Origin of the sequence: Pseudoalteromonas sp. S4492, from assembly GCF_005886115.1 — a bacterium.
Lineage (GTDB): Bacteria > Pseudomonadota > Gammaproteobacteria > Enterobacterales > Alteromonadaceae > Pseudoalteromonas > Pseudoalteromonas gelatinilytica.
The window spans coordinates 64,274-89,341 of record NZ_PNCP01000038.1 but is presented as its reverse complement, the minus strand read 5'-3'; the positions used below and the strand labels follow the sequence as shown (position 1 = coordinate 89,341).

At 43.6% G+C, this 25,068-nt stretch carries 22 protein-coding genes; 13 read left to right on the top strand and 9 right to left on the bottom strand.

The genetic code is table 11. The features are described 5' to 3' along the window. Nucleotides 1–171: 171 nt before the first annotated feature. The 13 genes from CWC28_RS12365 to CWC28_RS12305 all read left to right on the top strand — a co-directional run bounded on the left by CWC28_RS12365 (nt 172) and on the right by CWC28_RS12305 (nt 14,826). Complete coding sequence (locus CWC28_RS12365; RefSeq protein WP_105173894.1) at nt 172–1,473, top strand: GntP family permease; 1,302 nt, start codon at nt 172–174, stop codon at nt 1,471–1,473. A gap of 9 nt (nt 1,474–1,482) precedes the next feature. After that, nucleotides 1,483–2,670 (top strand): E22 family MetX-like putative esterase, encoded by a 1,188-nt coding sequence (locus CWC28_RS12360; protein WP_105173895.1) that lies wholly within the window; start codon nt 1,483–1,485, stop codon nt 2,668–2,670. Between the two features lie 4 nt (nt 2,671–2,674). Next, nucleotides 2,675–3,436, top strand: a complete 762-nt coding sequence (locus CWC28_RS12355; protein ID WP_138625219.1) for a 3-hydroxybutyrate dehydrogenase — start codon at nt 2,675–2,677, stop codon at nt 3,434–3,436. Nucleotides 3,437–3,445: 9 nt separating this feature from the next. Then, nucleotides 3,446–4,153: a CoA transferase subunit A gene (locus tag CWC28_RS12350; protein ID WP_063527828.1), complete on the top strand. Its 708-nt coding sequence runs from the start codon at nt 3,446–3,448 to the stop codon at nt 4,151–4,153. An 11-nt stretch (nt 4,154–4,164) separates the two neighbouring features. Then, complete coding sequence (locus CWC28_RS12345; RefSeq protein ID WP_063700958.1) at nt 4,165–4,824, top strand: 3-oxoacid CoA-transferase subunit B; 660 nt, start codon at nt 4,165–4,167, stop codon at nt 4,822–4,824. Nucleotides 4,825–5,051: 227 nt separating this feature from the next. Next, the gene (locus tag CWC28_RS12340) at nt 5,052–6,293 is read left to right on the top strand and encodes an OprO/OprP family phosphate-selective porin (protein WP_105173896.1); all 1,242 of its coding nucleotides are present in this window, start codon (nt 5,052–5,054) and stop codon (nt 6,291–6,293) included. Nucleotides 6,294–6,305: 12 nt separating this feature from the next. Beyond that, a complete protein-coding gene (locus CWC28_RS12335; protein ID WP_370625277.1) occupies nt 6,306–7,271 on the top strand; it encodes a Bug family tripartite tricarboxylate transporter substrate binding protein in 966 nt (321 codons plus the stop codon). A 9-nt stretch (nt 7,272–7,280) separates the two neighbouring features. After that, nucleotides 7,281–7,745: a tripartite tricarboxylate transporter TctB family protein gene (locus CWC28_RS12330; RefSeq protein WP_063700962.1), complete on the top strand. Its 465-nt coding sequence runs from the start codon at nt 7,281–7,283 to the stop codon at nt 7,743–7,745. A gap of 3 nt (nt 7,746–7,748) precedes the next feature. Continuing rightward, nucleotides 7,749–9,287 carry a tripartite tricarboxylate transporter permease gene (locus CWC28_RS12325; RefSeq protein WP_063700964.1) on the top strand — a complete coding sequence of 513 codons (1,539 nt, stop codon included), beginning with the start codon at nt 7,749–7,751 and terminating at the stop codon, nt 9,285–9,287. A 14-nt stretch (nt 9,288–9,301) separates the two neighbouring features. Next, nucleotides 9,302–10,924 (top strand): ATP-binding protein, encoded by a 1,623-nt coding sequence (locus CWC28_RS12320; RefSeq protein ID WP_063700966.1) that lies wholly within the window; start codon nt 9,302–9,304, stop codon nt 10,922–10,924. A gap of 36 nt (nt 10,925–10,960) precedes the next feature. After that, a complete protein-coding gene (locus tag CWC28_RS12315; protein ID WP_063700968.1) occupies nt 10,961–11,689 on the top strand; it encodes a response regulator in 729 nt (242 codons plus the stop codon). 209 nt (nt 11,690–11,898) lie between these two features. Further along, a complete protein-coding gene (gene fusA / locus CWC28_RS12310; protein ID WP_063700970.1) occupies nt 11,899–13,986 on the top strand; it encodes an elongation factor G in 2,088 nt (695 codons plus the stop codon). Nucleotides 13,987–14,409: 423 nt separating this feature from the next. Then, nucleotides 14,410–14,826: a hypothetical protein gene (locus CWC28_RS12305; protein ID WP_138625218.1), complete on the top strand. Its 417-nt coding sequence runs from the start codon at nt 14,410–14,412 to the stop codon at nt 14,824–14,826. Nucleotides 14,827–14,910: 84 nt separating this feature from the next. Here CWC28_RS12305 and CWC28_RS12300 read toward each other — a convergent pair whose 3' ends face one another. From CWC28_RS12300 to ubiB, 9 genes are all read right to left on the bottom strand, one after another. Further along, a complete protein-coding gene (locus CWC28_RS12300) occupies nt 14,911–17,688 on the bottom strand; it encodes an ExeM/NucH family extracellular endonuclease (protein WP_063700974.1) in 2,778 nt (925 codons plus the stop codon). Nucleotides 17,689–17,820: 132 nt separating this feature from the next. Then, a complete protein-coding gene (gene hemB, locus CWC28_RS12295) occupies nt 17,821–18,831 on the bottom strand; it encodes a porphobilinogen synthase (RefSeq protein ID WP_105173898.1) in 1,011 nt (336 codons plus the stop codon). A 13-nt stretch (nt 18,832–18,844) separates the two neighbouring features. Next, nucleotides 18,845–20,701, bottom strand: a complete 1,857-nt coding sequence (locus tag CWC28_RS12290) for a sensor domain-containing diguanylate cyclase (protein WP_063700979.1) — start codon at nt 20,699–20,701, stop codon at nt 18,845–18,847. 1 nt (nt 20,702) lies between these two features. After that, on the bottom strand, nt 20,703–21,485 hold the full coding sequence (locus CWC28_RS12285; RefSeq protein WP_063700981.1) for a TatD family hydrolase: 783 nt from the start codon (nt 21,483–21,485) through the stop codon (nt 20,703–20,705). Continuing rightward, the gene (locus CWC28_RS12280) at nt 21,485–22,018 is read right to left on the bottom strand and encodes a hypothetical protein (RefSeq protein WP_063700983.1); all 534 of its coding nucleotides are present in this window, start codon (nt 22,016–22,018) and stop codon (nt 21,485–21,487) included. Before CWC28_RS12280 ends, CWC28_RS12285 begins: the two co-directional genes overlap by 1 nt. After that, nucleotides 22,019–22,759, bottom strand: coding sequence for a twin-arginine translocase subunit TatC (gene tatC, locus CWC28_RS12275; RefSeq protein WP_063700986.1), 741 nt, complete (start codon nt 22,757–22,759; stop codon nt 22,019–22,021). A gap of 50 nt (nt 22,760–22,809) precedes the next feature. After that, nucleotides 22,810–23,142, bottom strand: a complete 333-nt coding sequence (gene tatB / locus CWC28_RS12270; protein ID WP_105173902.1) for a Sec-independent protein translocase protein TatB — start codon at nt 23,140–23,142, stop codon at nt 22,810–22,812. 5 nt (nt 23,143–23,147) lie between these two features. Further along, nucleotides 23,148–23,387, bottom strand: a complete 240-nt coding sequence (gene tatA / locus CWC28_RS12265; protein ID WP_138625217.1) for a twin-arginine translocase TatA/TatE family subunit — start codon at nt 23,385–23,387, stop codon at nt 23,148–23,150. Nucleotides 23,388–23,465: 78 nt separating this feature from the next. Continuing rightward, nucleotides 23,466–25,067: a ubiquinone biosynthesis regulatory protein kinase UbiB gene (ubiB, locus tag CWC28_RS12260; RefSeq protein WP_063700992.1), complete on the bottom strand. Its 1,602-nt coding sequence runs from the start codon at nt 25,065–25,067 to the stop codon at nt 23,466–23,468. Nucleotide 25,068: the final 1 nt, after the last annotated feature.

The window sequence follows — 25,068 nt, the reverse complement described above, 5'->3', positions numbered from 1 at the left end:
TAGTACCATAGTGCTATACCCGCCACAGCCCTTTATTTATCAAGCAATTAAGCTATTTTTAAAGCAGATAGTACCTTAGTGTTATGTATTTTTTGAACGCTTAGGGTAAGACTGAAAGCATTATTCCGATGTCACCTCATCTGTGTAATAACAATAATTATAGGAATGTCTATGCTGAGCATGATAGGACTGTTAGGCGGTTTAATACTGCTGATCATTTTAACGCTGCGTGGGGTAAATTTATTTATCGCTGCGCCAATCTGTGCACTATTAGTTGCACTTAGTAGTGGCATGGCCATTTTCCCTGTATCGGCAGATACAAACTTTATTAACGCCTATATGGATGGCTTTGCAGGCTTCTTAAGTGCGTGGTTCTTTATGTTCTTACTGGGGTCGTTATTCGGTAAGTTTATGGAAGACACCGGTGCTGCTGACAGTGTTGCAAGCTACATTGTGGGTAAACTAGGTATGAAGCACGCCGTTCTTGCGGTTGTGATTGCCTGTGCAGTTTTAACCTACGGTGGCGTGAGCGTCTTTATCGTTGCGTTTTCTGTTTATCCAATGGCATTAAGTCTGTTTAAAGATGCAAACTTACCGCGCCGCTTTATTCCAGCAACGCTGGCATTTGGTTCGGTGACCTTTACCATGACTTCGGCAGGTTCGCCAGAAATTCAAAACTGGATCCCGGTTAAGCACCTTGGCACATCGCCTTATGCAGCATGGGAAGTGAGCTTAGTGGTCGCTATTTTCATGGCGACAGCAGGTTATTTTTGGCTAAACAAGATGATCAAAAAAGCCGTTGCTAACGGCGAAACCTTTGAAGCACGTGATGATGATCCTGTGATTATTGAGCGCCGTCGTCCGCATCCAATCACGGGTGTGATCCCACTGATTGTGGTATTAGTTCTGTCATTTGCATTGCACGATATTTTACAGCAGACGGCTCTGATAGTTGCCTTGCTTGGTGGCGTATTGAGTATTGTGATTATTAACTTCAAGCATTTTCACGATATGGGTAACGCGATTAATGTTGGTACAACCGGCGCTTTAGTGGCAATCGGTAATACCGCTGCTGTGGTTGGTTTTGGCGCTGTGGCGAAAGTATCACCGGCATTTACCGCCGCTGTCGATGTGATGACCCATATGCCGGGTAATGAACTACTTGGTGCAGCCGTGGCAGTGAGTGTAATCGCTGGTTTAACTGGTTCTGCTTCTGGCGGGCAAGCCATTGCATTACCGCTTGTCGCACCGGGTTATTTAGACATGGGTGTAAACCCTGAACAACTGCACCGTGTAGTGGCAATTAGCTCTGGAGCCCTCGATACCTTGCCGCATAATGGTTATGTGGTCACAACAATACGCGCTATCTGTAAAGAAACGCATCAACGAGCGTATTGGTCAATGGCAGCGCTGACTGCGGTCATTCCGCTTATCGGTGTCGCATTGGCACTCGGACTCTTTATTTTCTTTTAAGGAACAGCAATGAAAACCAAATTAATAATTTTGCTATGGCTGGTTGTATTTAGTAGCACCGCGTTTGGCGCTGCAAACAAAGCCGACACCATGCTGGTGGAAAAGCAGCATTTTACGACAAAAGATTTTACCACCGTGTCTGGTGTGACGTTAGAGCAAGTGGATATTGGCTGGGAAAGTTACGGAAAACTAAACGCCAATAAAGATAACGTGATTTTAATCACACATTACTTCTCTGGTACTTCTCATGCCGCAGGTAAATATAAAGCGGATGATGCCCTACCGGGTTATTGGGATGCGATTATCGGCCCAGGTAAAGCTATCGATACCAATAAATATTATGTGATTAGCTCAGATACCTTAGTGAATGCCAACTGGCACGATCCGAATGTCATCACTACAGGCCCTGCGTCAACTAATCCAAAAACAGGTAAACCTTATGGTTTGGATTTCCCTGTGGTTACGATTACTGACTTTGTGAATGTGCAAAAGCGTTTACTCGACAGCCTAGGTATCACTAAGTTACATGCTGTGATGGGCGCATCAATGGGGTCGTTTCAAGCACTTGAGTGGGCAACACGTTACCCAGATAAAGTTGAGCGCTTAATTCATGTGATTGGCGCTGCAACGATGGATGCATGGACAGTCGCTGCACTTGAAAAATGGGCGCTACCAATTCGTCTAGATAAAAACTGGCAGCAAGGTAATTACTACGGCAAAGAGCGCCCATTAGATGGTTTAGCGGCAACCATGCTTAATATTACGCAAGATGCGATGCATCCAATTATTTACAACGCGAGCTTCCCAGACTTTAACGTTTTGGATGAAGGTGCGTTAAAAGACATTCGCACCTTGCCTAAGTTAAACCAAGTACTCGCTCAGCGCGCAATGGCACGAGCGAAAACCCAAGATGCAAACCATGTACTTTATTTGGTCCGGGCATCACAATTATTTACCGCTGGTATGCAGAGCGATTTAACAACGGCACTTAAAAATGTCTCTGCCAAAACATTATTGCTACCTGCAACGAACGACTTACTGCTTCGTCCTGAAAACATGCGTACTGTGTTTGACACCATGAAAGCGGCAGGTAAAGACGTTGAGATTTCAGAAATTGAAGGGGGCTGGGGACACCTTGATGGTCTTTTCTCAATCGCCCCGAAAGCGCAGCTTATCAGTGAGTTTTTAGAGGAGTAACCCGATGAGCAAAACAGTTTTAATTACCGGTGCAGCCAGTGGTATTGGTCTATATGTTGCCCAGCAACTGGCGATGCAAGGTCACACTATTATTGTGACTGATTTAAATCAGCAAGCAGCACAACAAGCGGCAGCAGGCATTGTTGAAGAAGGCGGCAGCGCTGAAGGGTATGCACTTAATGTGGCAGATAGTGATGCAATAGAGCAATTTTTTACTGAGCTTAATCAGCCAATTGATGTACTTATTAATAATGCGGGTATTCAGCACGTTGCGAAGCTTGAAGATTTTCCTGCTGATAAATGGCAATTCTTACAGCAAGTTATGCTCGTTGGCCCGGCGATGATGACCAAGGCGGTACTCCCTCGCATGCGTGAGCAAGATTTTGGTCGTATCATTAATATTGGTTCAATCCATGCCATGGTGGCATCTAAATATAAGTCGGCTTATATCGCTGCAAAACATGGCTTAATCGGCTTTGCTAAAACCATGGCACTTGAAACTGGCGATGCCAATATCACGATTAATACCGTGTGCCCAGCGTATGTAAAAACGCCGCTTGTTGAGCAACAAATTGCCTCGCAAGCCAAAGAACATGGCATTTCTGAGCAACAAGTGATCGACACGATTATGCTAGCACCGATGCCGAAAAAAGCATTTATCGGCTTAGATGAGATCCTGCATACCGTTAGTTTTTTAATGGCCGATGCAGCACGCAATATTACCGCCCAAGCAATCGCCATTGATGGCGGTTGGACTGCACAATAGGAGGAGCCAATGGCAGGTTTTGATAAAGTAGTTACAAGTTATAGCGAAGCGATGGCTGGCCTTGAAGATGGCATGACAGTGATAGCCGGTGGTTTTGGTTTATGCGGTATTCCTGAAGGACTGATTGCGCAAATTAAACGTCAAGGCACCCGAGATTTAACCGTGGTATCGAATAACTGTGGTGTGGATGGTTTTGGTTTAGGTGTGCTACTTGAAGATAAGCAAATCAGCAAGATGGTTGCCTCTTACGTTGGTGAAAACGCGCTATTTGAGCAGCAACTATTAAATGGTGAACTGGAAGTAGAGCTCACACCACAAGGCACCTTAGCTGAAAAAATGCGAGCTGGCGGCGCGGGCATTCCTGCATTTTATACCGCAACTGGCGTGGGTACTCCGGTGGCTGACGGTAAAGAAACCCGCAATATTAATGGTCGTGACTATTTATTGGAGCCAAGCATTACTGGCGACTTTGCGATAGTTAAAGCGTGGAAAGCAGATCGTTATGGTAACTGCATTTATCGTCATACGGCGATGAACTTTAACCCGATGGCAGCAACCGCTGGCAAAATTACGGTTCTTGAAGTTGAAGAAATTGTTGAGCCAGGGGAGCTAGAGCCAAGCCAAATTCACACGCCGGGTATCTATATTGACCGGGTGATTAAAGGTGAATTTGAAAAACGCATCGAGAAAGTTACCACTAAGCAAGAGAATCAATAAGGAGCACGCTGATGGCATTATCACGAGAACAAATCGCTAAACGCGTGGCGATGGAACTACAGGATGGTTACTACGTTAACTTAGGTATAGGTATCCCAACCTTGGTCGCTAATTATGTCCCTGATGGCATCGAAGTGATGCTGCAATCAGAAAATGGTTTACTTGGTATGGGGCCATACCCAAGTGCAGACCAAGTTGATGCTGATATGATCAACGCCGGTAAAGAAACGGTCACCGCAGCAAAAGGGGCGGCTATATTTAGCTCCGCAGAAAGCTTTGCCATGATCCGCGGTGGGCACGTTGACTTAACCGTGCTGGGTGCGTTTGAAGTGGACCAAAACGGCAACATTGCCAGTTGGATGATCCCGAAAAAGTTGGTTAAAGGCATGGGTGGTGCGATGGATTTAGTAGCCGGTGCTAAAAACATTATTTGTACTATGACCCATGCAAATAAGCATGGCGAATCAAAGCTGCTGACCGAATGTAGTTTGCCGTTAACAGGTGTTGGTTGTATCAATAAAGTGATCACCGATTTGGCTCTTTTAGAAATTAAAGACGGTGCATTTCATTTATTAGAGCGTGCTCCGGGTGTCTCGGTTGATGAGATTATTGCTAAGACACAGGGCAAGCTGATTGTCTCTGGTGACATTCCTGAGATGACCTTTAGCTAGTTTTGCGACTTTTAAGCAGCTAATTTGCCTAGATTTTATACTAAACCCCAATAATGTGCTTTTTGTTCATGAGTTTTATGAACAAAAAGCCATTTATCACCATCAATGCAACTTACCCCCTAAACATTTCGTTAATCTATCGTTAACACTATGCTCCAAACCAGATCGCCGATTGCAGTAGGCCGATCAACGACAACAAATAATTATAATCTGGTGTGGAGTAATTCATGAAAGCAAGTAACACACAGCTCGCTTTAGCCGTTGCAGCGGCGTTAGCAAGTACCTCAGCATTCGCACAAAGCGACACTGAACAACTACAGCAACAACTCGATGCACTTCAAAAAGAAGTGGACTCATTAAAAACATCTAGCGGCTTTAACCTAGAATTTGGTGGTCGCGTGCAACTTGATTACAACTATTTCGACGGTGCTTACAATGCCGACAATGATGGCGCAGGAGGCAGCGACTTCTTCCCACGTCGTATCCGTACTTATGTTGAAAGTGAACATGGCAACTGGGATCACAAACTACTACTCGAATTTGCTGAAGGCACGGCTGAAATCGTGTTAGCGCGTGTACGTTATGCATTCGACAACGGCTTAAAAGTAAAAGCCGGTAAAATCCGTGAAGACATGTCGCTCAATGCGCTAACTAGTTCTAAACATATTAATACCATTGAGCGCAGCACCCTTGCTAATACCTTCTCACCTTTCTTCCGCTGGGGTATCTCAGCTTCTCAATACTTTAAAGATTCAGGCTTACGTTACGCGGTGGGTGTTTACAAAAATGATGCGTTTGGTGCTTCAGGCCATGACGAAAATGACAAACTGACATTGGCTGTAACAGGTCGCTTAACCTGGTCAAGTGCAGCGCCGGGTGATGTGATCCATTTAGGTGCTTGGCATTCTTATCGTGATATGGGCGGCAATGATTTAAGTGCTCGTTTTGCCCGTGGTGAAGTGCGTGAAACCAATGTTCGCTTAGTCGATTACGCAGTCGGTGGTGAAACGGCAGCGCTTGATAGCATGTCGCAAAGCGGTCTTGAATTTGCCTACCAAGCGAATGCATTCACTCTAGAGGCTGAATATGCTAGCCGTTACCTAGATACTGTTGATAGTAGCAATGACCTTGATGGTGAGCGATTTGATGGCTTTCATGTTTCGGCAAGTTACTTCTTAGGTGGTGAGCAGCGCCGTTACAAAGCAGGTTCAGCGTTATTTGTGCAACCAAAAGGGATTAAAGATGCATGGGAGCTTGTTGCCCGTGTGTCACAAATGAATGCCAGCAGCAAACAGCAAGGTACCGACGTAACCACTTATACATTAGGCACATCTTACTACCTAAGCAGCGATATCAAATTTATGGGCAACCTGATTTACAGCGATGTTGATGGTGCCGGTGCTTCTACGCTGATTGGTGATGAAGATTCAGGTATGGGCATCAGTGCTCGTATGCAGTACTTATTTTAGGAGTCGTGCATTATGACTATGTTTAAATCATTAAAAAGATCTGTTTTAGCAGCTTCATTATTAGTAGCCAGCCCACTGGCATTGGCAAACTTACACTTTTTGGTACCGGGTGGCCCAGGCGGCGGTTGGGATACCACAGCACGTGGTGTCGGCGAAGCAATGGTGAAAGCGGGTATTGAAGATAATGCATCGTTTCAGAATATGTCGGGCGGCGGCGGTGGCCGTGCAATTGCTTACTTGATTGAGTCGGGCACTAAAAAAGGCGATATGTTGATGGTTAACTCAACGCCTATCGTTCTGCGCGCATTATCAGGCAAAATTCCTTACAGCTATCGCGATTTAACGCCAGTTGCCAGCATGATTGCTGATTATGGTGCGTTTGTGGTCCGTAATGACTCGCCATTTAAAACATGGCAAGACGTTATTGATGCCATGAAAAAAGACCCAGGCTCTGTAAAAGTGGCGGGTGGTTCTGCGCGTGGCAGCATGGATCACTTAGTAGCAGCACAAGCGGTGAAAGCGGCGGGGCTTGATGGTCGTCGTTTACGTTACATTCCTTATGATGCCGGTGGTAAAGCGAAAGCAGGTTTACTGTCGGGTGAGGTCAACTTACTTTCAACAGGCTTAAGTGAAGCACTCGAAGTCGCGAATGGCGGTCAAGCGCGAATTTTAGCGGTGACTTCAGCAGAGACATTGCCAGATTACCCAGCAATTCCAACCTTAAAGTCGCTAGGTTACGACATGGAGTTCGTAAACTGGCGCGGCTTTTTTGCAACTCCAGATTTACCAGCAGACAAACTTGCCGAGTACACAGAAAAGCTACGAAAGCTGCAGCAAACCCCAGAGTGGGAAGCGGTTCGTGCCCGTAATGGTTGGCTAAATCTATTTCAAGAAAAAGAAGCGTTTATTAAATCGCTTGAGCAGCAAGAAGCGCAATTACGCGTTGTAATGAAAGAACTTGGTTTTATCCGAGGCTAAGGTTAGACGATGTTAAACCGTGAACTAATTGGACCAAGTTTATTCTTGGTCCTCTTTACCCTCTACGCCCTTGTGGCTTGGCAAATTCCACTTATGCCATTTGAAGAGTACGAAAGCGTTACTTCAGCAACCTTACCAAAAGTGTATGCGGTATTCGGTATTGTGGTGTGTGTACTCTCGATTGGTGCCAACTTATTAAAGCAAGCACCAGCAGAAAAAGCAGAGCTACTCAGTAAGGGCAACTTACTACGTACCTTTGCACTGTTGGTGTTGATGGTTGCTTATAGCGCCATGCTTGAACCGTTCGGCTTTTTAATTGCCACCAGTGCCTTTTTAATTGCTGGCTTTTTTATTATGGGTGAGCGCCGTAAGAAGGTGTTGTTGTTTGCCTCTGTACCTGTGGCCGTGGTTTTTTGGTTTTTAATGACACAAGTACTGGGCATTTACTTAGTACCTGGCAATCTGTGGAGTTAAGTTATGCTTGATGGAATTATGTTAGGTTTGTCGACCGTACTCGACTGGAACAACTTGTTATATGTGATTGTTGGCTGCTTTGTTGGCACGTTCATCGGTATGCTACCTGGCCTTGGGCCAATTACTGCGATTGCGTTGATGATCCCGATCACTTACAGCATCGGTGCTGATTCGGGCATGATTTTAATGGCGGGTGTTTACTACGGGGCTATATTCGGTGGCTCTACTTCTTCTATTTTGATTAATGCGCCGGGTGTGGCGGGGACAGTAGCGTCATCGTTTGATGGTTACCCGCTAGCAAAACAAGGTAAGGCAGGTAAAGCTCTGGCTATTGCCGCTTATTCATCCTTTATAGGCGGGACGATTGGCGCCATTTTACTGATGGTGGCGGCGCCATTATTAGCGAAAGTGTCATTAAGTTTCCAATCGCCTGATTATGTTGTACTGATGTTTTTAGGCTTAACGGCCATTGCTGCATTCTCTAATAAAGGGCAATTTTTAAAAGCCATGATGATGACGGTATTTGGTTTAATGCTGGCAACGGTTGGTATTGATCCCTCTTCAGGTACCGAGCGCTTTACCTTTGGCCAAGCCGATTTATTAGATGGGATTAGCTTTTTATTAGTGGCAATGGCAACGTTTGCGTTGGCTGAGGCACTGATTAATGTGGCGCGCCCAGAAGCTGAGCCAGATAAAAAACTGGACGATCCTGATACGCCAAAAATTGGTTCAACAAAACTGACTAAAGAAGAAGTCAAAGACATGGCTCCAGTGGTTGGCCGCTCATCTTTGCTTGGTTTTATTGTCGGTGTTTTACCGGGTGCAGGGGCAACGATTGCCAGCTTTATGGCCTATGCTACTGAGCGTAATCTTGCTCCAAAAGCACTGAAAGATAAATTTGGTAAGGGTTCAATGCGTGGCTTAGCTGCACCTGAGTCGGCTAATAATGCAGCCTGTACTGGCTCATTTGTACCATTGCTGACTTTAGGTATTCCGGGCTCTGGTACGACAGCGATTATGTTAGGTGCATTAATTGCCTACGGTATTCAGCCGGGTCCTATGTTAATGCAAGAAAACCCAAGCGTGTTTTGGGCAGTTATTGTCAGTATGTACTTTGGCAATATTGTACTGCTTATTTTGAATCTGCCACTGATCCCGTATTTCGCTAAAGTGCTGGCAATGCCTAAATCTGTGCTGACAGTGATGATTTTATTCTTCAGCTTAATTGGCGTGTATTTAGTGTCATTTAACACCTTTGATTTATTTATGATGGTGGGCTTTGCGCTGGTGGCCTTGGTACTTCGATTGTTAGCGTTCCCGATGGCGCCTTTATTACTTGGCTTTATCCTCGGTGATATGATTGAGCGAAATTTCCGCCGTGCCATGATGATTTCAGATGGCTCGCTGAGCTTTTTATGGGACCGCCCATTAACACTGAGTATTTTTGTGATTTCGATCTTAGTGTTGTTGTTCCCACTGAAAGACTATATTGTCCAACGTCGTAAAGACAAAGCAGCTACGCAAGCAGAGCAACATGCGTAGAACAAGGCACTGATATGAGATACACCAATAAGCTAAACCCATTTCAGCATATGGTTAAAAAACCAAAGCGCTTAGAAACGCGACTCATTATTTGGGTTACCGGTCTATGTGTTTTGCAAGCTGTGTTGTTTGGCGCTTTGGTGTATCAGATCACCGCAGAAAGCTTACATAACCACATGGGTGATAAAGCCCTTGCGCTCGCAACCAGCATTGCCTCACGGGATGACGTACAATATGCATTGCAAACCAAGCAAGGACTTGATGAGTTAAATACGCAAATAGAGCATATTCGTGAACTCACTGCAGCTAGCTTTATCGTTATTGGCGATAGAAATACTCGCCGCATTGTTCACCCCGACTCTGACAAGCTCGGTAAGCCGATGGTGGGTGGTGATAGTAAAGCGGCGCTACGTGGTGAGCGGTATGTATCGATTGCAAAAGGGAGTTTGGGCGAATCTATCCGTGGCAAAGTCCCCGTGCTTTCAGAGCAGGGCGAAGTTATCGGCTTGGTTTCTGTTGGCTTTTTAGTGCAATCAATTGAGCCGCTCATTCGTGCTCGCAGTGCTGAAATTATGCTTTGGGGCTTGTTGTTAGTTGGTTTAAGTATTTTGGCTGCGGTGTATATCGGTCAACGGGTACGTAATGCTATTTTTGGTTTACAGCCTGACGAAATAGCACGGTTGTTCTCTGAGCAAGATGCTATTTTGAATACCGTTCGTAGCGGCATTATCGCCCTCGATCCTGAGGGTAACGTGCGTAACTTAAACCAGCGTGCTTGCGAAATCCTTGGTAAACCGATCAGCTGTATCCATCAACCACTTAAACTTGAAGATTTACTTCCTGAACATGCTGAATTTTTAATGCATAACCAACAGCGTCCGATTGTTGGTTTTGAATTATTTGCCGCCGATAAACGCATTGTATTGTCGCGGTATGCATTGCAGGTGCAAGGTCAGGCTGATGGTATTTTGCTGAGCATGCGCCCTGCGGATGAGCTTGAATATTTATCGCAACAATTAACTAAAGTACAAGCTTTTGCTGAGCTATTGCGGGTGCAAACCCATGATTACTCAAACAAGCTAAACTTAATTGGTGCGTTAATTCAGATGGGGCAAACGGATCAGGCGATTGAGTTAATTGGCCAAGAAAGCAAAGGCTCGCAAGCGCAGATCCATCATTTACTCGAAAGGATCCAAGATCCGGTACTAGCAGGTTTATTGGTTGGTAAATATCACAAAGCCCGTGAACTTAATGTAATCCTTGAGCTTAATCCAGACAGCTTACTAGGATCGATCACCCGTAAAGATATGCTAGAACGGGTTGTTTCGATACTTGGCAACTTGATTGATAACGCAATTGAAGCTGCCATTCGAGCTAGCGATACACGTACCCCTAAGGTTCGTGTTACGGTTGATGAAACCAGTAAAACATTATTGTTTGATGTTGAAGACAGCGGTTTTGGTTTAGGCGATGACAAGGATGTGGTATTTACACCACAATACAGCTCTAAGTCAGGGGCTGAGCATGGTATCGGCCTTTATTTGGTTAAAACCAATTTAGATTCGTGTCGTGGTAGTTTAGAAATAGGTGAGTCTGATCTGATGGGGGCACGTTTAAGTGTCTACATTCCAAAATAATAAAAACGATCAGCCTATAAATAAAAGGTAAAGAACATGACTTACTCGGTTGTCATTGTTGAAGACGAAGTAGAAGTAGCCCAGTTGTTGGCGCAATACTTATTACTTCCACATGGCGTTGCTGGCCAACAAGGGGCACGGCAAACACTGCGTCAGGGGCAATATCAGGTTGTAGGTATTGCTGGCAATCTTGCCACCGCGAAAGCGCTGTTATCGGCGATTAATGCTGATTTAATTTTGCTGGATATTCATTTACCCGATGGTAATGGCCTTGATTTACTCAATGAATTACGCCGCGAAGAAATGAAAAGCGAAGTAATGCTGTTAACCGCAGCAAAAGAAGTCGAAACACTGGAAAAAGCGATGCAGCTTGGTGCCTGTGATTTCTTAGTGAAACCGTTAATGCTCAATCGGTTGGATCAAGCGCTAGCGCGATTCGAAGCAAGGCAGCAATGCTTGTCAGATGCCGATGAAGTGACCCAATCAATGGTTGATACCTTATTTGGATCGCAAGAGCAGTTAAAAGCGCCGGTCAGGTTGCCAAAAGGGGTGGATCAACTGACTTTGCAAAAGATCTTAAAAGCGTTTAAAGCAAATTTAGGTGCAAATTTTACAGCTCAGCAAATGGGTGATTTGGTGGGGGTAAGTCGTTCAACAGCCCGTCGTTACCTTGAATATCTGCTTGAAGCAGAGCAAGTCAGTGCGGATCAAAGCTACGGAAGTATCGGCCGACCTGAACGCTGTTACAAAATGACAAGCAGCTAATCGCATCATTTATCGGGTAAATTACCGTTAAATTAACGATTTTAGTCACATAAATTCATTAATCGGCACCATAAAAAGTGCCGCTTATCCTTAGCATAGAAAAATTTTATAAAATTGATTGCATTTTAAGCGACTTCGATGGTGATGTTCGCTTTAAGTAATGCTATACTCCCGCCGAATAATTTTTCGACTTTATTAAGAGTAAAATAATGGCAGATTTATCGAAGTACAGAAATATTGGTATTTTCGCCCACGTTGACGCGGGTAAAACTACCACCACTGAGCGTATCCTTAAGCTTACGGGTAAAATTCATAAGACTGGTGAGGTACACGACGGTGAGTCTACTACTGACTTCATGGAACAAGAAGCTGAGCGCGGTATTACAATCCAATCAGCAGCTGTAACTTGTGAGTGGAAAGGCCACCGCTTAAACGTTATCGATACTCCGGGACACGTTGACTTCACAGTAGAAGTATACCGTTCACTTAAAGTACTAGACGGTGGTATCGGTGTATTCTGTGGTTCTGGTGGTGTTGAGCCACAATCAGAAACTAACTGGCGTTACGCTAACGAATCAGAAGTTGCACGTGTAATCTTCGTAAACAAACTAGACCGTATGGGTGCTGACTTCTACCGCGTAGTTGGTCAAGTTGAAAAAGTACTTGGTGCTAACCCACTAGTTATGACTCTACCAATCGGTATCGAAGATCAATTCTGTGGTGTTGTAGACGTACTTGAGAAAAAAGCATACGTTTGGGATGAGACTGGTCTTCCTGAAAACTACACAGTACAAGACGTTCCAGCTGACATGGTTGACAAAGTTGAAGAATACCATGAGATGCTAGTTGAGTCTGCTGTTGAGCAAGACGACGACCTAATGGAAGCGTACATGGAAGGTGAAGTTCCTTCACTAGAGCAAATCAAAGCGTGTATCCGTAAAGGTACTCGTGACCTTGCTTTCTTCCCAACTTTCTGTGGTTCTGCATTCAAAAACAAAGGTATGCAATTAGTACTAGACGCGGTTGTAGATTACCTACCTGCGCCTACAGAAGTTGATCCACAACCTCTAACTGATCCTGAAACAGGTGAAGCGACTGGTGAAGTTGCAACTGTTGATGCAGATGCGCCACTTAAAGCGTTAGCGTTCAAAATCATGGACGACCGTTTCGGTGCACTTACGTTCATCCGTATCTACTCAGGTCGTATGAAGAAAGGTGACACAGTACTTAACTCTGCAACTGGTAAAACAGAGCGTATCGGCCGTATGGTTGAGATGCAAGCTAACGACCGTAACGAGATCTCTGAAGCGCAAGCGGGTGACATCATCGCTGTTGTTGGTATGAAGAACGTTCAAACTGGTCACACTCTATGTGATCCTAAGCACGAATGTACACTTGAAGCGATGATCTTCCCTGATCCAGTTATCTCAATCGCTGTTGCTCCTAAAGACAAAGGCGGTAACGAGAAGATGGGTATCGCGATCGGTAAGATGGTTGCAGAAGATCCTTCATTCCAAGTTGAAACTGACGAAGATTCAGGCGAAACCATCCTTAAAGGTATGGGTGAGCTACACTTAGATATCAAAGTAGATATCCTTAAGCGTACTTACGGCGTAGACCTAATCGTTGGTCAACCTCAGGTTGCTTACCGTGAAACTATCACGAAAGAAATCGAAGATAGCTACACGCACAAGAAACAATCTGGTGGTTCTGGTCAATTCGGTAAGATCGATTACCGCATCAAGCCAGGTGAGCCTAACTCAGGTTTCACATTCACGTCTTCAGTTGTTGGTGGTAACGTTCCTAAGGAATTCTGGCCTGCAGTTGAGAAAGGCTTCGCATCAATGATGCAAGAAGGTGTTCTAGCTGGCTTCCCAGTGTTAGACGTTGAAGTTGAATTAGTTGACGGTGCATTCCACGCAGTTGACTCATCAGCAATCGCGTTCGAAATCGCTGCTAAAGGCGCTTTCCGTCAGTCTATCCCTAAAGCGGGCGCACAACTTCTTGAGCCAATCATGAAAGTTGACGTGTTCACTCCAGAAGACAACGTGGGTGACGTAATCGGTGACCTTAACCGTCGTCGTGGTATGATCAAAGACCAAGAAGCAGGCGCAATGGGCGTTCGCATCAAGGGTGAAGTACCACTTTCAGAAATGTTCGGTTACATCGGTCACTTACGTACTATCACGTCTGGTCGTGGTCAGTTCTCTATGGAGTTCTCACACTACGCACCATGTCCACAGAACGTAGCTGAAACTGTAATCGCTGCAGAAAAAGAGAAAAAAGCTGCTAAGTAATTAGCCTTTTAACTTCTTTAAAAAAACCCGCACTTGTTGCGGGTTTTTTATTATCTAAATTTCATGCTAAGTATTTTCGGTTACAAATTAATCATTTCATATCTTTCTAAATTAACCTGCCATTCAGCCTTTTATTATTAATGTACCTAAAGAAATCTCACACTTTTGTTGTTGTTGAAGAGTGGTGTGTAATGCATTGGTATTGCTGAGTGAAAATTGTACGATTTTAATACAAAATTCATTTTAAGAAAAAGTACATTACTATTAATTAGTTGTGTATTAATTCTTTTGTTCTAGTAAAAAAGTGCTTTTTTGTACCTTGTGTACCTTTTTTACCCTGTGTAGAATCGCAGATTAAATGATTTTTAATCATTTTGTATTAAACGTCTGCTTATTAAATATTACAACTAAAGAAACATTTTCATGAAAACGATTAAGTTAAGTCCCAATTGGACTCTACAGGGAAGCAAGATAGCATTGGCTATTCTTGTTGCATTAAGCGTTACTTTGCTGGGCGCTCCGCTCTTGATGTTGATGCTGCCAGCCCTTTTATTTATTACCGTATTAAACTTCTTACAAGTACGCTTTTTACACTGCTATAAAGCGGGTATTTGTTATTCGCGCGGATTTGGTAAGCGTTATATCAATGCTGAAGACATCCTGGCTGTTGAGTTTAACCAAGTGGCATTCATCACCGTATTTAAAATCAGCTTGCAGAATGGCAAGTCATATCAGTTTATGAACTGGCAGGTAGATGAGCAGCAACAGAGTGACATTGCTAAGCTCTATAAGTCAAAAGCAGGTTGTGCCATAAAGCCTAATCTGCAATGTAAAGCCTAATACTAGCAAGCCTCAATAATGCTAAATTATGTGAACAAAAATAAAAAAGGCCGCGAAAGCGGCCTTATTTATATATAGCGTCGTTTATTTTTTCATACGACGACGTAGTGCAAATGGTAAAGCAAGTAAGCTTAACCAAGCAAATGAACCAGAATCATCATCTTTTGACTCTTCTTCTGTTTCATCTTCTTCAACTTCTTCAGTTACATCATCAGCTTCATCGTTAGTGATGTTGATGTATAGCAGTTGTGCTTCTGATAAGTTGCCTGCGCTATCTTCTGCACGGATCATCAGCGTAAGCTTGTCTTCTTCTTCAAAGTCGAGTGCTTTAGCTACTGTGATTTCACCTGCTGCACTGATTGCAATAACATCAGCATGCTCACCTTCAATGCTAAAGCTTACTACTGGCGTGTAATCAGCGTCGCCATCAGAGAATACAAGTTGACCAATCACTGCGCCAATTTCACTGTTTTCTACGATTTCGAATGATTGACTTGCTTCAATTACTGGCGCTTGCTCTGCAGGAATAGGCTCTGCAGATTGAATATCAACAATCACAGGGTCGTGATCAGATGCGCGGTATGCGTTGTCTGCATACAGGCTAGCTTGCTGTGTATCAGACTTAAACTCTAGGTTGTAATCTAAGCTGATTGGTTCGTCAGCATTGATGTGCCAATCTGTTGCAGCAACAACTTTTCCTAGCATAGATTCTGATACTAGTGCGTGGTCAAGGCTACCAATGCGACCAGAGAAGCTATAAGAGTAACCTTGTGTGTCGCCGTCCAGTTCAGCTACTGCACTTTTAAGACCTTTATCTGCGAATGCACGGATAGGATCTTCCATTGCATAAGAGTTCATATCACCCACTAGGATGATATCTTCATCTTCAACTTCAGTTGGGTAAGTTGCTAACCAATCTGCGTATGCATTTGCACCCGCAACACGGATTTCATTCCAACATGCTTGGCCATCGCCTAAGTCAGCATTGTTGCCTTCAGCGCTGCCACAGCCGCCTTTTGATTTTAAGTGTGCAACTGCAACTGTGAAGATTTCTTCGCTCTCAAGAGATTGGAAGCTTTGCGCAATAGGTGGACGATTGCTGTAATCAAAAGGTTCTACAGTTGTATGAGCTGCTTTACCCACTTCAGATACTTTATTTGAGCGATAAATAAGTGCTGTTGTAATTTCATCAGTACCAATCTTATCAACACCAAAATCAACAAATGCGTAGGTGTTTTCTGCATCTTCGTCATTCAGTGCTTTTACTAGGCTTGCAATGGCGCTATTTTCACCGAAACCATCGTTTTCGATTTCCATTAAGCCAATAACATCTGCATTGATAGCTGTAATTGCGCTGACAATTTTAGCTTGCTGACGGATAAACTCTTCTTCGCTGTCTGCACCACGGCTAGTTGGGAAGCCTGCACCTTGGCCGTCGCCATTAAAGTAGTTTAATACGTTAAAGCTCGCTACACGTAGATCAGCTTCTTCGTTAAGCTCTGGAGCATCTGTACGCGGGTTAGTTGCTGTGAATTCAGGCTTCACTGTTGGGTGAATGCGGTAACGGTCAAAGCTGTAACCCATTACACCAGTAATCGTATTTACAGTGTCGCCTAAACGTAATGTGTTATAGGCATCAAGACCCGTACCTGGGTAGGCAATTGGATCAAGGTTTTGCTTTGTTGAACCATCGTCGATTAAGATTTGTTTTTTAAGGTTTTCAGTTTCAATCGCATTCGCTGCATCACCTGGTAGCGCCACTTGAGTACCTTGGTATAAACGCTCAGTACCTAAGTCAACTTCACCATAGCGGCCAAGACCGTAGTTATTATTAACTACTAAAGGTTGCGCGATGGTGACTAACATACCTTCATAGGCTTCAAGGTCTGCAACGTCAGCAACTGGTAAAGTGATAGCGGTTGCATCTGTCGATAAGCCGGTTGCACAGATCTCAACTTGGCTAACATCGCCTAGTTGTGTTGCGCTGTAGTATTCTGCCACGCTACCTTTAATACGTACGTGGTCACCTACAGCAACATCAGTATCTGCGAAATAAACGAATACACCTTCAGAAGTAAGTGGGTTTGTATCAACATCAGCAGCAAGTGAGCTAATGAAGAAGCCTTTTAGTTGATCATCACCTTGGAAGTCAGCTGTAACAACACCTTCAACTTCAACTTCAGTGTTAATGAGCGGGCTGTCACCGCCTTCACCTTGAATTGCGCTAATTAACGTTTTTGTTGCGCCACACTCAAGCGGTGTCACTGGATCTGGTTCAGGTGTTGGCTCTGTGCTATCACCGTATAAACCAATATTGCTGAAATCGTCTTGGTCGAATTGTTCCCACTCATCGCTTGGGTTGAATGCTGATGTTGCATCTGTACGACCTGCAGTCACAGTTGCTTTACGGCGAAGCGTTTTATTTTGTGTAGAAACACCGCCTTCATCCCATGCTGAACCCGGATCAACACCAAGTTGACCAAAGCTATCAACGATTGCACCGTCTTTAGTTAGTACTAATGCGTCATCACCGTTGAAATAAGTGATAGTTGATTCGGTGTTGCCTTTTGCTTTTAGTTCATCTGCAGATCCTGCGTTAACAATAACGTAAGTTGCATTTGCAGCAAGTGTACCGGTTAGCGCTAAGGTGTTGTTTGGCGCAGCAAGGTCGCCATTACCATTTGAGTATAAAGAGATGGTGTAACCGTCAAGCGATAGATCAGCACCAGACGTGTTATAAAGCTCTACCGCTTTATTGTTAGAGCTTCCTTCAACGTATTCAGAGATGATTAGGTTGGCAGAAGCAGGCGCGCTCAAGCTTGCAATCACAAGCGCGAGCGGCGTTAATTTTGTATTTATCATTATTTTTCCCGTGTATGTATTATAAAAGTCCCAATATGGGACACAGTACTTTAAGAAAAATCTATGACAAATTAAATACAAAATGTTAATAAAATCGGAATAATTACCAATTTTTAGAACATTTGCTTTAGATTAGTTATTTTTTAACCAAATTGCTGCTTGTTTTGCAAAATATGTCAGGATGCCATCGGCGCCAGCACGCTTAAATGCCAATAATGACTCCATGATTATTGCTTCTTCTGCAAGCCAACCGTTATCAATGGCCGCTTTATGCATGGCATATTCACCGCTCACTTGGTATGCAAATGTTGGTACACCAAACTCATCTTTTACGCGACGTACAACATCTAAATATGGCATACCAGGCTTTACCATAACCATGTCTGCGCCTTCTTGCAGATCAAGGGCAACTTCACGAATAGCTTCATCTGAGTTGGCTGGATCCATTTGATAGGTCTTTTTATCGGCACCTTTTAAGTTACCTGCAGAGCCTACCGCATCACGGAATGGGCCATAGTAGCTTGAAGCATATTTTGCAGAGTAAGCCATAATACGAGTGTGGATATGACCTTCGGCTTCAAGTGCTTCACGAATAGCACCAATGCGTCCATCCATCATGTCTGAAGGTGCAACCACATCAGCACCCGCTTCGGCATGCGACAGTGCTTGTTTTACTAAGATTTCAGTTGTGACATCATTAATCACATAGCCATCTTCATCAATGATACCGTCTTGACCATGCACGGTGAACGGGTCAAGTGCCACATCAGTGATCACACCAAGGGTTGGAAAAGCTTCTTTAAGTGCACGAACAGTGCGTTGTGCTAATGCATCTGGGTTATAGGCTTCTTCAGCCAGCAACGATTTTTTATCGCTCGGTGTTACTGGGAAAATCGCCACTGCTGGCACACCTAATTCAACGAGTTCTTTTGCTTCTTCAAGTAGTAAATCAATAGAAAGACGGTCAATGCCTGGCATAGACTCAATGGCTTCGCGGCGGTTTTTACCTTCTAACACAAATACAGGAAAAATAAGGTCATTAACGGTTAGTTGGTTTTCAGCCATTAGGCGACGAGAGAAGTTATCACGACGCATGCGGCGCATACGTGTATAAGGGAAAAGGTCGAGTCCTGATTGGGCCATGCTTTGTATACTCCTAGTCTGGTAGAGGATAACTCACTACGCGATTTCGACCCGTTTGCTTGGCATGATATAAGGCTTTGTCGGCATAGTCAGTGAATAAACTTGGGTTATTAATGTCTTCAGCAATTGCGCTGTAAACACCTGCACTCAAAGTAAATTTAATCGTTGTTCCGGCAACTATTATATCAGTATTTTCTGCGGCTTTGCGTATTTGTTCGGCAATTTCTAATGCACCTGCCAGTGGTGTATTTGGCAACAGCACCACAAACTCTTCGCCGCCATAGCGCGCCACTTCATCGAGTGGGCGTTTAAGGTGTTGTTTAATGACATCGGCGGCAGATTGAATGGTTTGATCACCGGTTAAATGACCATAGGTGTCATTAATTGCTTTGAAATGGTCAATATCTAACATGATGATTGCTAAAGGTGTTTGTTCACGTCGCGAGCGACGAATATCCATCAGGAGTTTTTTATCGAAGTAACGGCGGTTCTTGGTTTTTGTCAGCGCGTCTTCCATATTGAGTTGTTCAAGCTCACGGTTTTTCTCTTCAAGCTCGCGTAATGTCACTTGTAACTCAAAGGTACGCTCCTCGATATTCGCTTCAAGGTCTTGGCGCGCCTGTTCTTGCAGTTCAAGCCGCTCGCGCATTAAGGTATCTTTTGCTTTGCTTTCCGCTAATGCATTTTGTTGCGCTGCAACTTCGGCATCGCGCTGCATCAAAAATAGTTTTATAACGGCATAGCTTAAACTTAAGCTACAAACCAAAAAGCAAATGAAGGTGAGTGAAAGCACGCCGATATTTAAATTAAACGGGTTAAACACCCCAAGTGCACTGTAAATAATGGCGCAGAAAAATGCGAATAGGGCGATTAGAAAAGCGCTACAAGGCTGTTTATATTCACGATTAAACTGTTTGATAGCAATGCCTGCAAAGATGATGAGCACCACAGGTAAACTTAACAAGCACAGTGTAATTGCAATATGAATTGGTAAGAACCACATTATTACGGCGACAAGCACCACGACCCAGGCTAACCAATACTGAAAACGATTTAAGCGAGATTTGGCAAAGCCGAATATATACCCTTGCAATGGCACAAATAACGCACCACAGATAAAGAATAGAGTCGGAATAGTCAACTGTTGAAAGGAGAAGCCGCTCGGTTGCAGGTAGCGATAACCAAAGCCATAAAGATACGCTAACGACAGCCAAAGCAAGGTAAGTAATAACCCTGTGTAGGCGAAATAGCGGCGTCTAGAAAAACCATAAAGCACTAAGTTAGTGAGTGCCAGCGATAAAATAAAGCCGACTAATAAACCGTACAATAAGTTAAATTTGCTTTTATGCTTTAGGTATTCTGAGGGTTTCCAAAGACTGAGAGGCACTCTTAAGCCGCCGTTGTTTTTAACTTTGAGATAAACCTCTGAATGGCTAGCTTTTGGAATGCTTAATGAAACTAACAGCGATTCATTTTTAATTTGTCGATTGGCTAATGGGACTGCATCACCTATTTTTGTGTTAAATAACACATGCCCACCTTGTAGATGAAAGACACTCACTTCATCGAGCAAAGGGTTATCTATCGATAATATCAGCGGTACATCATCTAAAGAGGTGTTTTTTATCGATAGCTTGAGCCACAGAGGCTTTAAAGTCATTCCTAGATTTAAGGTTTCACCTTTGCTTGCCTGCCAAACTACATTTGTATTGCTAAAGGCTTGTTGTTGAGTAATAGGATCAAGCGTGTACTCAACATGTAACGTATGTTGAGACTTAAATTGTGAGCTAACAACAACAGGGTTAGCCAGTAAGTAAGGAGTAAATAAAACAACGAAGAGTACGCCACATAGTGACCATAGGCGCTTCATCTTAACCCTTTATGGAAAATAATTGCTGAAAGTTTAGTGTAGTTTGTTTTGCCACTTCAGTAAATTCACAGCCTTTTAAATCAGCAATTTGCTGACATACATAAGGAAGGTTCTGAGGTTCGTTGCGACGAGACTTCGGTCTTGGTCGAATATTTCTTGGCATTAAAAAGGGCGCATCGGTCTCAATTAACAAGCGATTCAAAGGGATTGCTGGCACCAAGGCTTGCAGTTGCTCACCGCGGCGTTCATCGCATACCCAGCCAGTAACACCGATATAAAGCCCCATTGCTAGGTAGCTTTGCAGCGCTTTTTCATCCCCCGTAAAACAGTGCAATACACCTCGTACTTTGAAGTCACTCAAGATGGCCAACATGTCTTCACTAGCATCTCGTTCATGCAAGTACACTGGCATATTAAGCTGCTCAGCAAGCTGCAGTTGGCGTCTGAAAACACTGCGCTGTACATCACGAGGAGAAAAATCACGGTTGTAATCGAGGCCACATTCACCAATAGCAACTACTTCATGATTTTGGCTTAGTGCTGTTAAGTGTTCTTCAAGGTGGTCATCTGCGGTTTTTGCATCATGAGGGTGAACCCCCGCAGTGCAAAATTGCTTAAACTGTTTGGCGAGCTTAAGAGAGGCTTGGCTAGTTTGCAGATCGCAGCCAATAAGAAGCATCTGTGTTACATTTGCCTCAGCGGCACGTCGTAACACAGCTTCATGAATATCATCAAATTGATGATTGCTTAAGTTGACGCCAGCATCAACCAGCGAAATGCTCATTAGTTAGTGCGCTTAACGCGAATCGAACGGTTTTGGCCTTCAACTTTTAATAGGAAAGAATTGAAAACGCCACGTTCAATAACGACAACATCTTGTTCTTTTAGACGTAGGCTATCAGAACCAACTTGACGCCACTGTTGACCATTATCAAGTTCGATGATGAGCTCACCGTAAGGGGCTTTTTTCACGCTTTTAACGATAGCGCTAATCTGGTCATCATTTACTTTCGCAACTTCTTTGTGCTCTAAACCAAAGTCTTCATTTTTTGTTTTTACAATTTGTGTGCTTGCTGCTGCCGTAACAGGTGCTGCCGCAACAGGCGCTGCAGAGCTTGCTGCAGGTTGTTCAATTTGTTGTTTTGTAGCCGGTTTAGAAAGTGATTTACCCGCCATGACGTTGTCGTAACAAAGTAAACGGTTAAAATCATTTTCAACAAAAGTACAGGCTTGTAATGCTTGTAAGTTAACTTCGTTTGCTTGCGCAGTGCCAGTAATCGTTAACAGTGCAACGAATGGAATGAGTTGTTTTTTCATTTATTCCTCTGATTCCTGTTGAGGTTTGGCGGTATAAAATGCAGCCAAAATTAAGCCTAATTCAAATAATAACAGCATGGGTAATGCTAGTAATGTTTGTGACAGTACATCAGGAGGTGTTAAGAACATGGCAACCACGAATACACCTACCACGATATAAGGTCGTTTTTCTTTTAAACTTTTCGTTGTTGTTGCGCCACTCCAGCATAACAGCATGATGGCAACAGGTATTTCAAACGCAATACCAAAAGCAAAAAACAGTTTTAAAGCAAAACTTAAGTAGCTACTAATATCTGGTGCTAATGTCATCATATCAGGGCCAGTGTTGGTGAAAAACCCTAAAATAATAGGTAACACCACAAAGTAGCAAAATGCGATACCACTATAAAATAGCAAGATACTAGAGGCCAAAATAGGCATCAGCATACGCTTTTCATGTTGATACAAGCCAGGTGCAATAAAGCTCCAAACTTGATGCAGTATCATAGGAATAGCAGCAAATAACGCCACAAATAAGGTGAGTTTAAACGGCGCAAAAAAGGGTGCTGTGACATCCGTTGCGATCATGGTGGCTGTGCTAGGCAAGTTTGCAATAAGTGGAGCTGCAACAAAGCTATAAATATCGTTGGCAAAATACACCAAGCTGATAAATATTAGCAAAATGCTTAACAAAGCTTTCATGAGTCTGTTTCGTAACTCAATTAAGTGGCCAACAAAGCCTGTGTGAGCTTGCTCGGTCATAATTTACTATTCATCATCGTTGTTATTGACCACAAAAGCAGAGTTTAAATTCACTTTTTTTCGTCATTATTATTAATTTCTGCTTTTTCAGGCGTGTCTTTTTTGTAACTGTGGGTGACTGACTGAGCAGCCTTTTGAAGTTCGTTTACAGAGTCTTGCAACTCAGGCGAGAGTTCTTGCAAGTTTTGTTGCTCTGCTTTTTTTAAATTTTCATGAAGCTCATGGATACGGAGTTCTTCGTTCACTTCAGCTTTCACTGAGTTGGCGACTGACTTTAATGTTTTTACCCAGCGGCTCACTGTGCGAATTGCCACAGGCAAGCGCTCTGGGCCTAATACAATCAGACCCACGATCAGTACGACAACAAGTTCCCACATCCCCATGTTGATTAAGCCTTATGGTCGTCTTTGCTTTTCTCTACGGTTTCTTTGCTTTGCGTGTTAGAAGCTTGTTCTATTTTCTCGCTTTTAGCGCTAGTTTGGTCATCGTCAGACACGGCTTTTTTAAAGCCTTTTACCGCGCTACCTAAATCACCGCCGATGCCACGAAGTTTTTTTGTGCCAAATAACAAAACGATGATTGCCAAAATAATGATTAATTGCCAAATACTGATACCACCAAAACCCATGGGTTACTCCGTTTTTTATCAAATTTATTGAATAGACTTGTCTCGATTATACTCACCAAAACATAAATAGCACTTAGTTTATGCGCTACGCCATGCTGCGATAAAGCCCACGACAGCAAAGCCTGCCGTAATTGCACTGGCGATTAAGTCATGCTGTAAATAACATAAGCCTGAAACAATCAAACAGCTACCCGCAAAGATGCTAAGTAACAAAGGTTTAGCTGATTGCGGCGCTGGCAATTGTACAGGTTGTTGCTGACGTTTTAAGTTTTGATAAATTAAATCAGGTAATTCAGGCATTTTTTCTGCCCAAAATGGCAAGTTCGCATACATTTTTTTCATTACTGCAAGCGGACCAACTTGTTCTTTGACCCAATCTTCTAGAAAAGGTTTAGCGGTTTTCCATAAATCAAGCTGCGGATACAGTTGTCTGCCAAGGCCTTCAACATACAACAGCGTCTTTTGCAGTAACACTAATTGCGGTTGAACTTGCATATTAAAGCGACGAGCCGTATTAAACAGGTTTACTAACACATGGCCAAACGAGATTTCGGCAAGCGGTTTATTGAAAATGGGTTCGCACACAGTACGAATCGCAAACTCAAACTCTTCAATACTGGTATCGGCTGGCACCCAGCCAGAATCTACGTGTAGTTGTGCGACTTGGCGGTAATCACGGTTGAAGAAGGCAATAAAGTTCTCTGCTAAATAGCGTTTGTCTTCACGATTAAGGGTGCCGACAATGCCGCAATCGATGCCGATGTATTTTGGATTATGCGGGTTTTCGCGAGACACGAAGATATTACCCGGGTGCATATCTGCATGGAAAAAACTATCACGGAAAACTTGTGTGAAAAACACTTCAACCCCGCGTTCAGCCAGCAGCTGCATATTGGTATTTTGTGCCAGCAATGCGTCGGTATCAGATACTGGAATACCGTAAATACGCTCCATTACTAATACATTACTGCGGCTATAATCACTGTAAACAAAAGGAATGTAGAGAGAATCTGAATCTTCAAAGTTACGGCGTAGCTGAATCGCATTCGCCCCTTCACGCATTAAGTCGAGCTCATCCAGCAAGGTTTTTTTGTACTCGTTTACTACCTCAATTGGGCGTAAACGTTTCGCTTCTTTTAATAACTTAGCCACTAAGCGTGCGACTTTTTGCATTAGCATTAAGTCGGCATCAATTTGCTCTTTAATGTTAGGGCGAATGACCTTAATCACCACATCTTGAGGTGTACCATGTTCATCAATTAAGGTTGCCGTGTGAACTTGTGCAATCGATGCTGATGCCAAAGGTGTTTGCGAAAAATCACTAAACAACTCACTGATATCATTAATGCCAAGCGCTTTTTCAATAAGCTGCTGAGCAAGTTCACCTTCAAAAGGCTCAACCTGATCTTGCAATAAGGCAAGTTCTAATGCGACATCATGCGGCAGTAAATCACGGCGTGTCGATAGCATTTGGCCAAACTTGATCCACACCGGGCCAAGCTCTTGCAAAGCAAGTCGCAAGCGCATACCTGCAGGTTTATCTTTATGTTGATTACGTAACCAAAATAAGCTGCCACGGGCAAGCTTTGCAAACCAAGGCACTCGCTTACGTGGAATTAATTCGTCTAAGCCATAGCTCAGGAGTGTTTTAGTGATGTAATAAAGGCGAGCAGACGACACA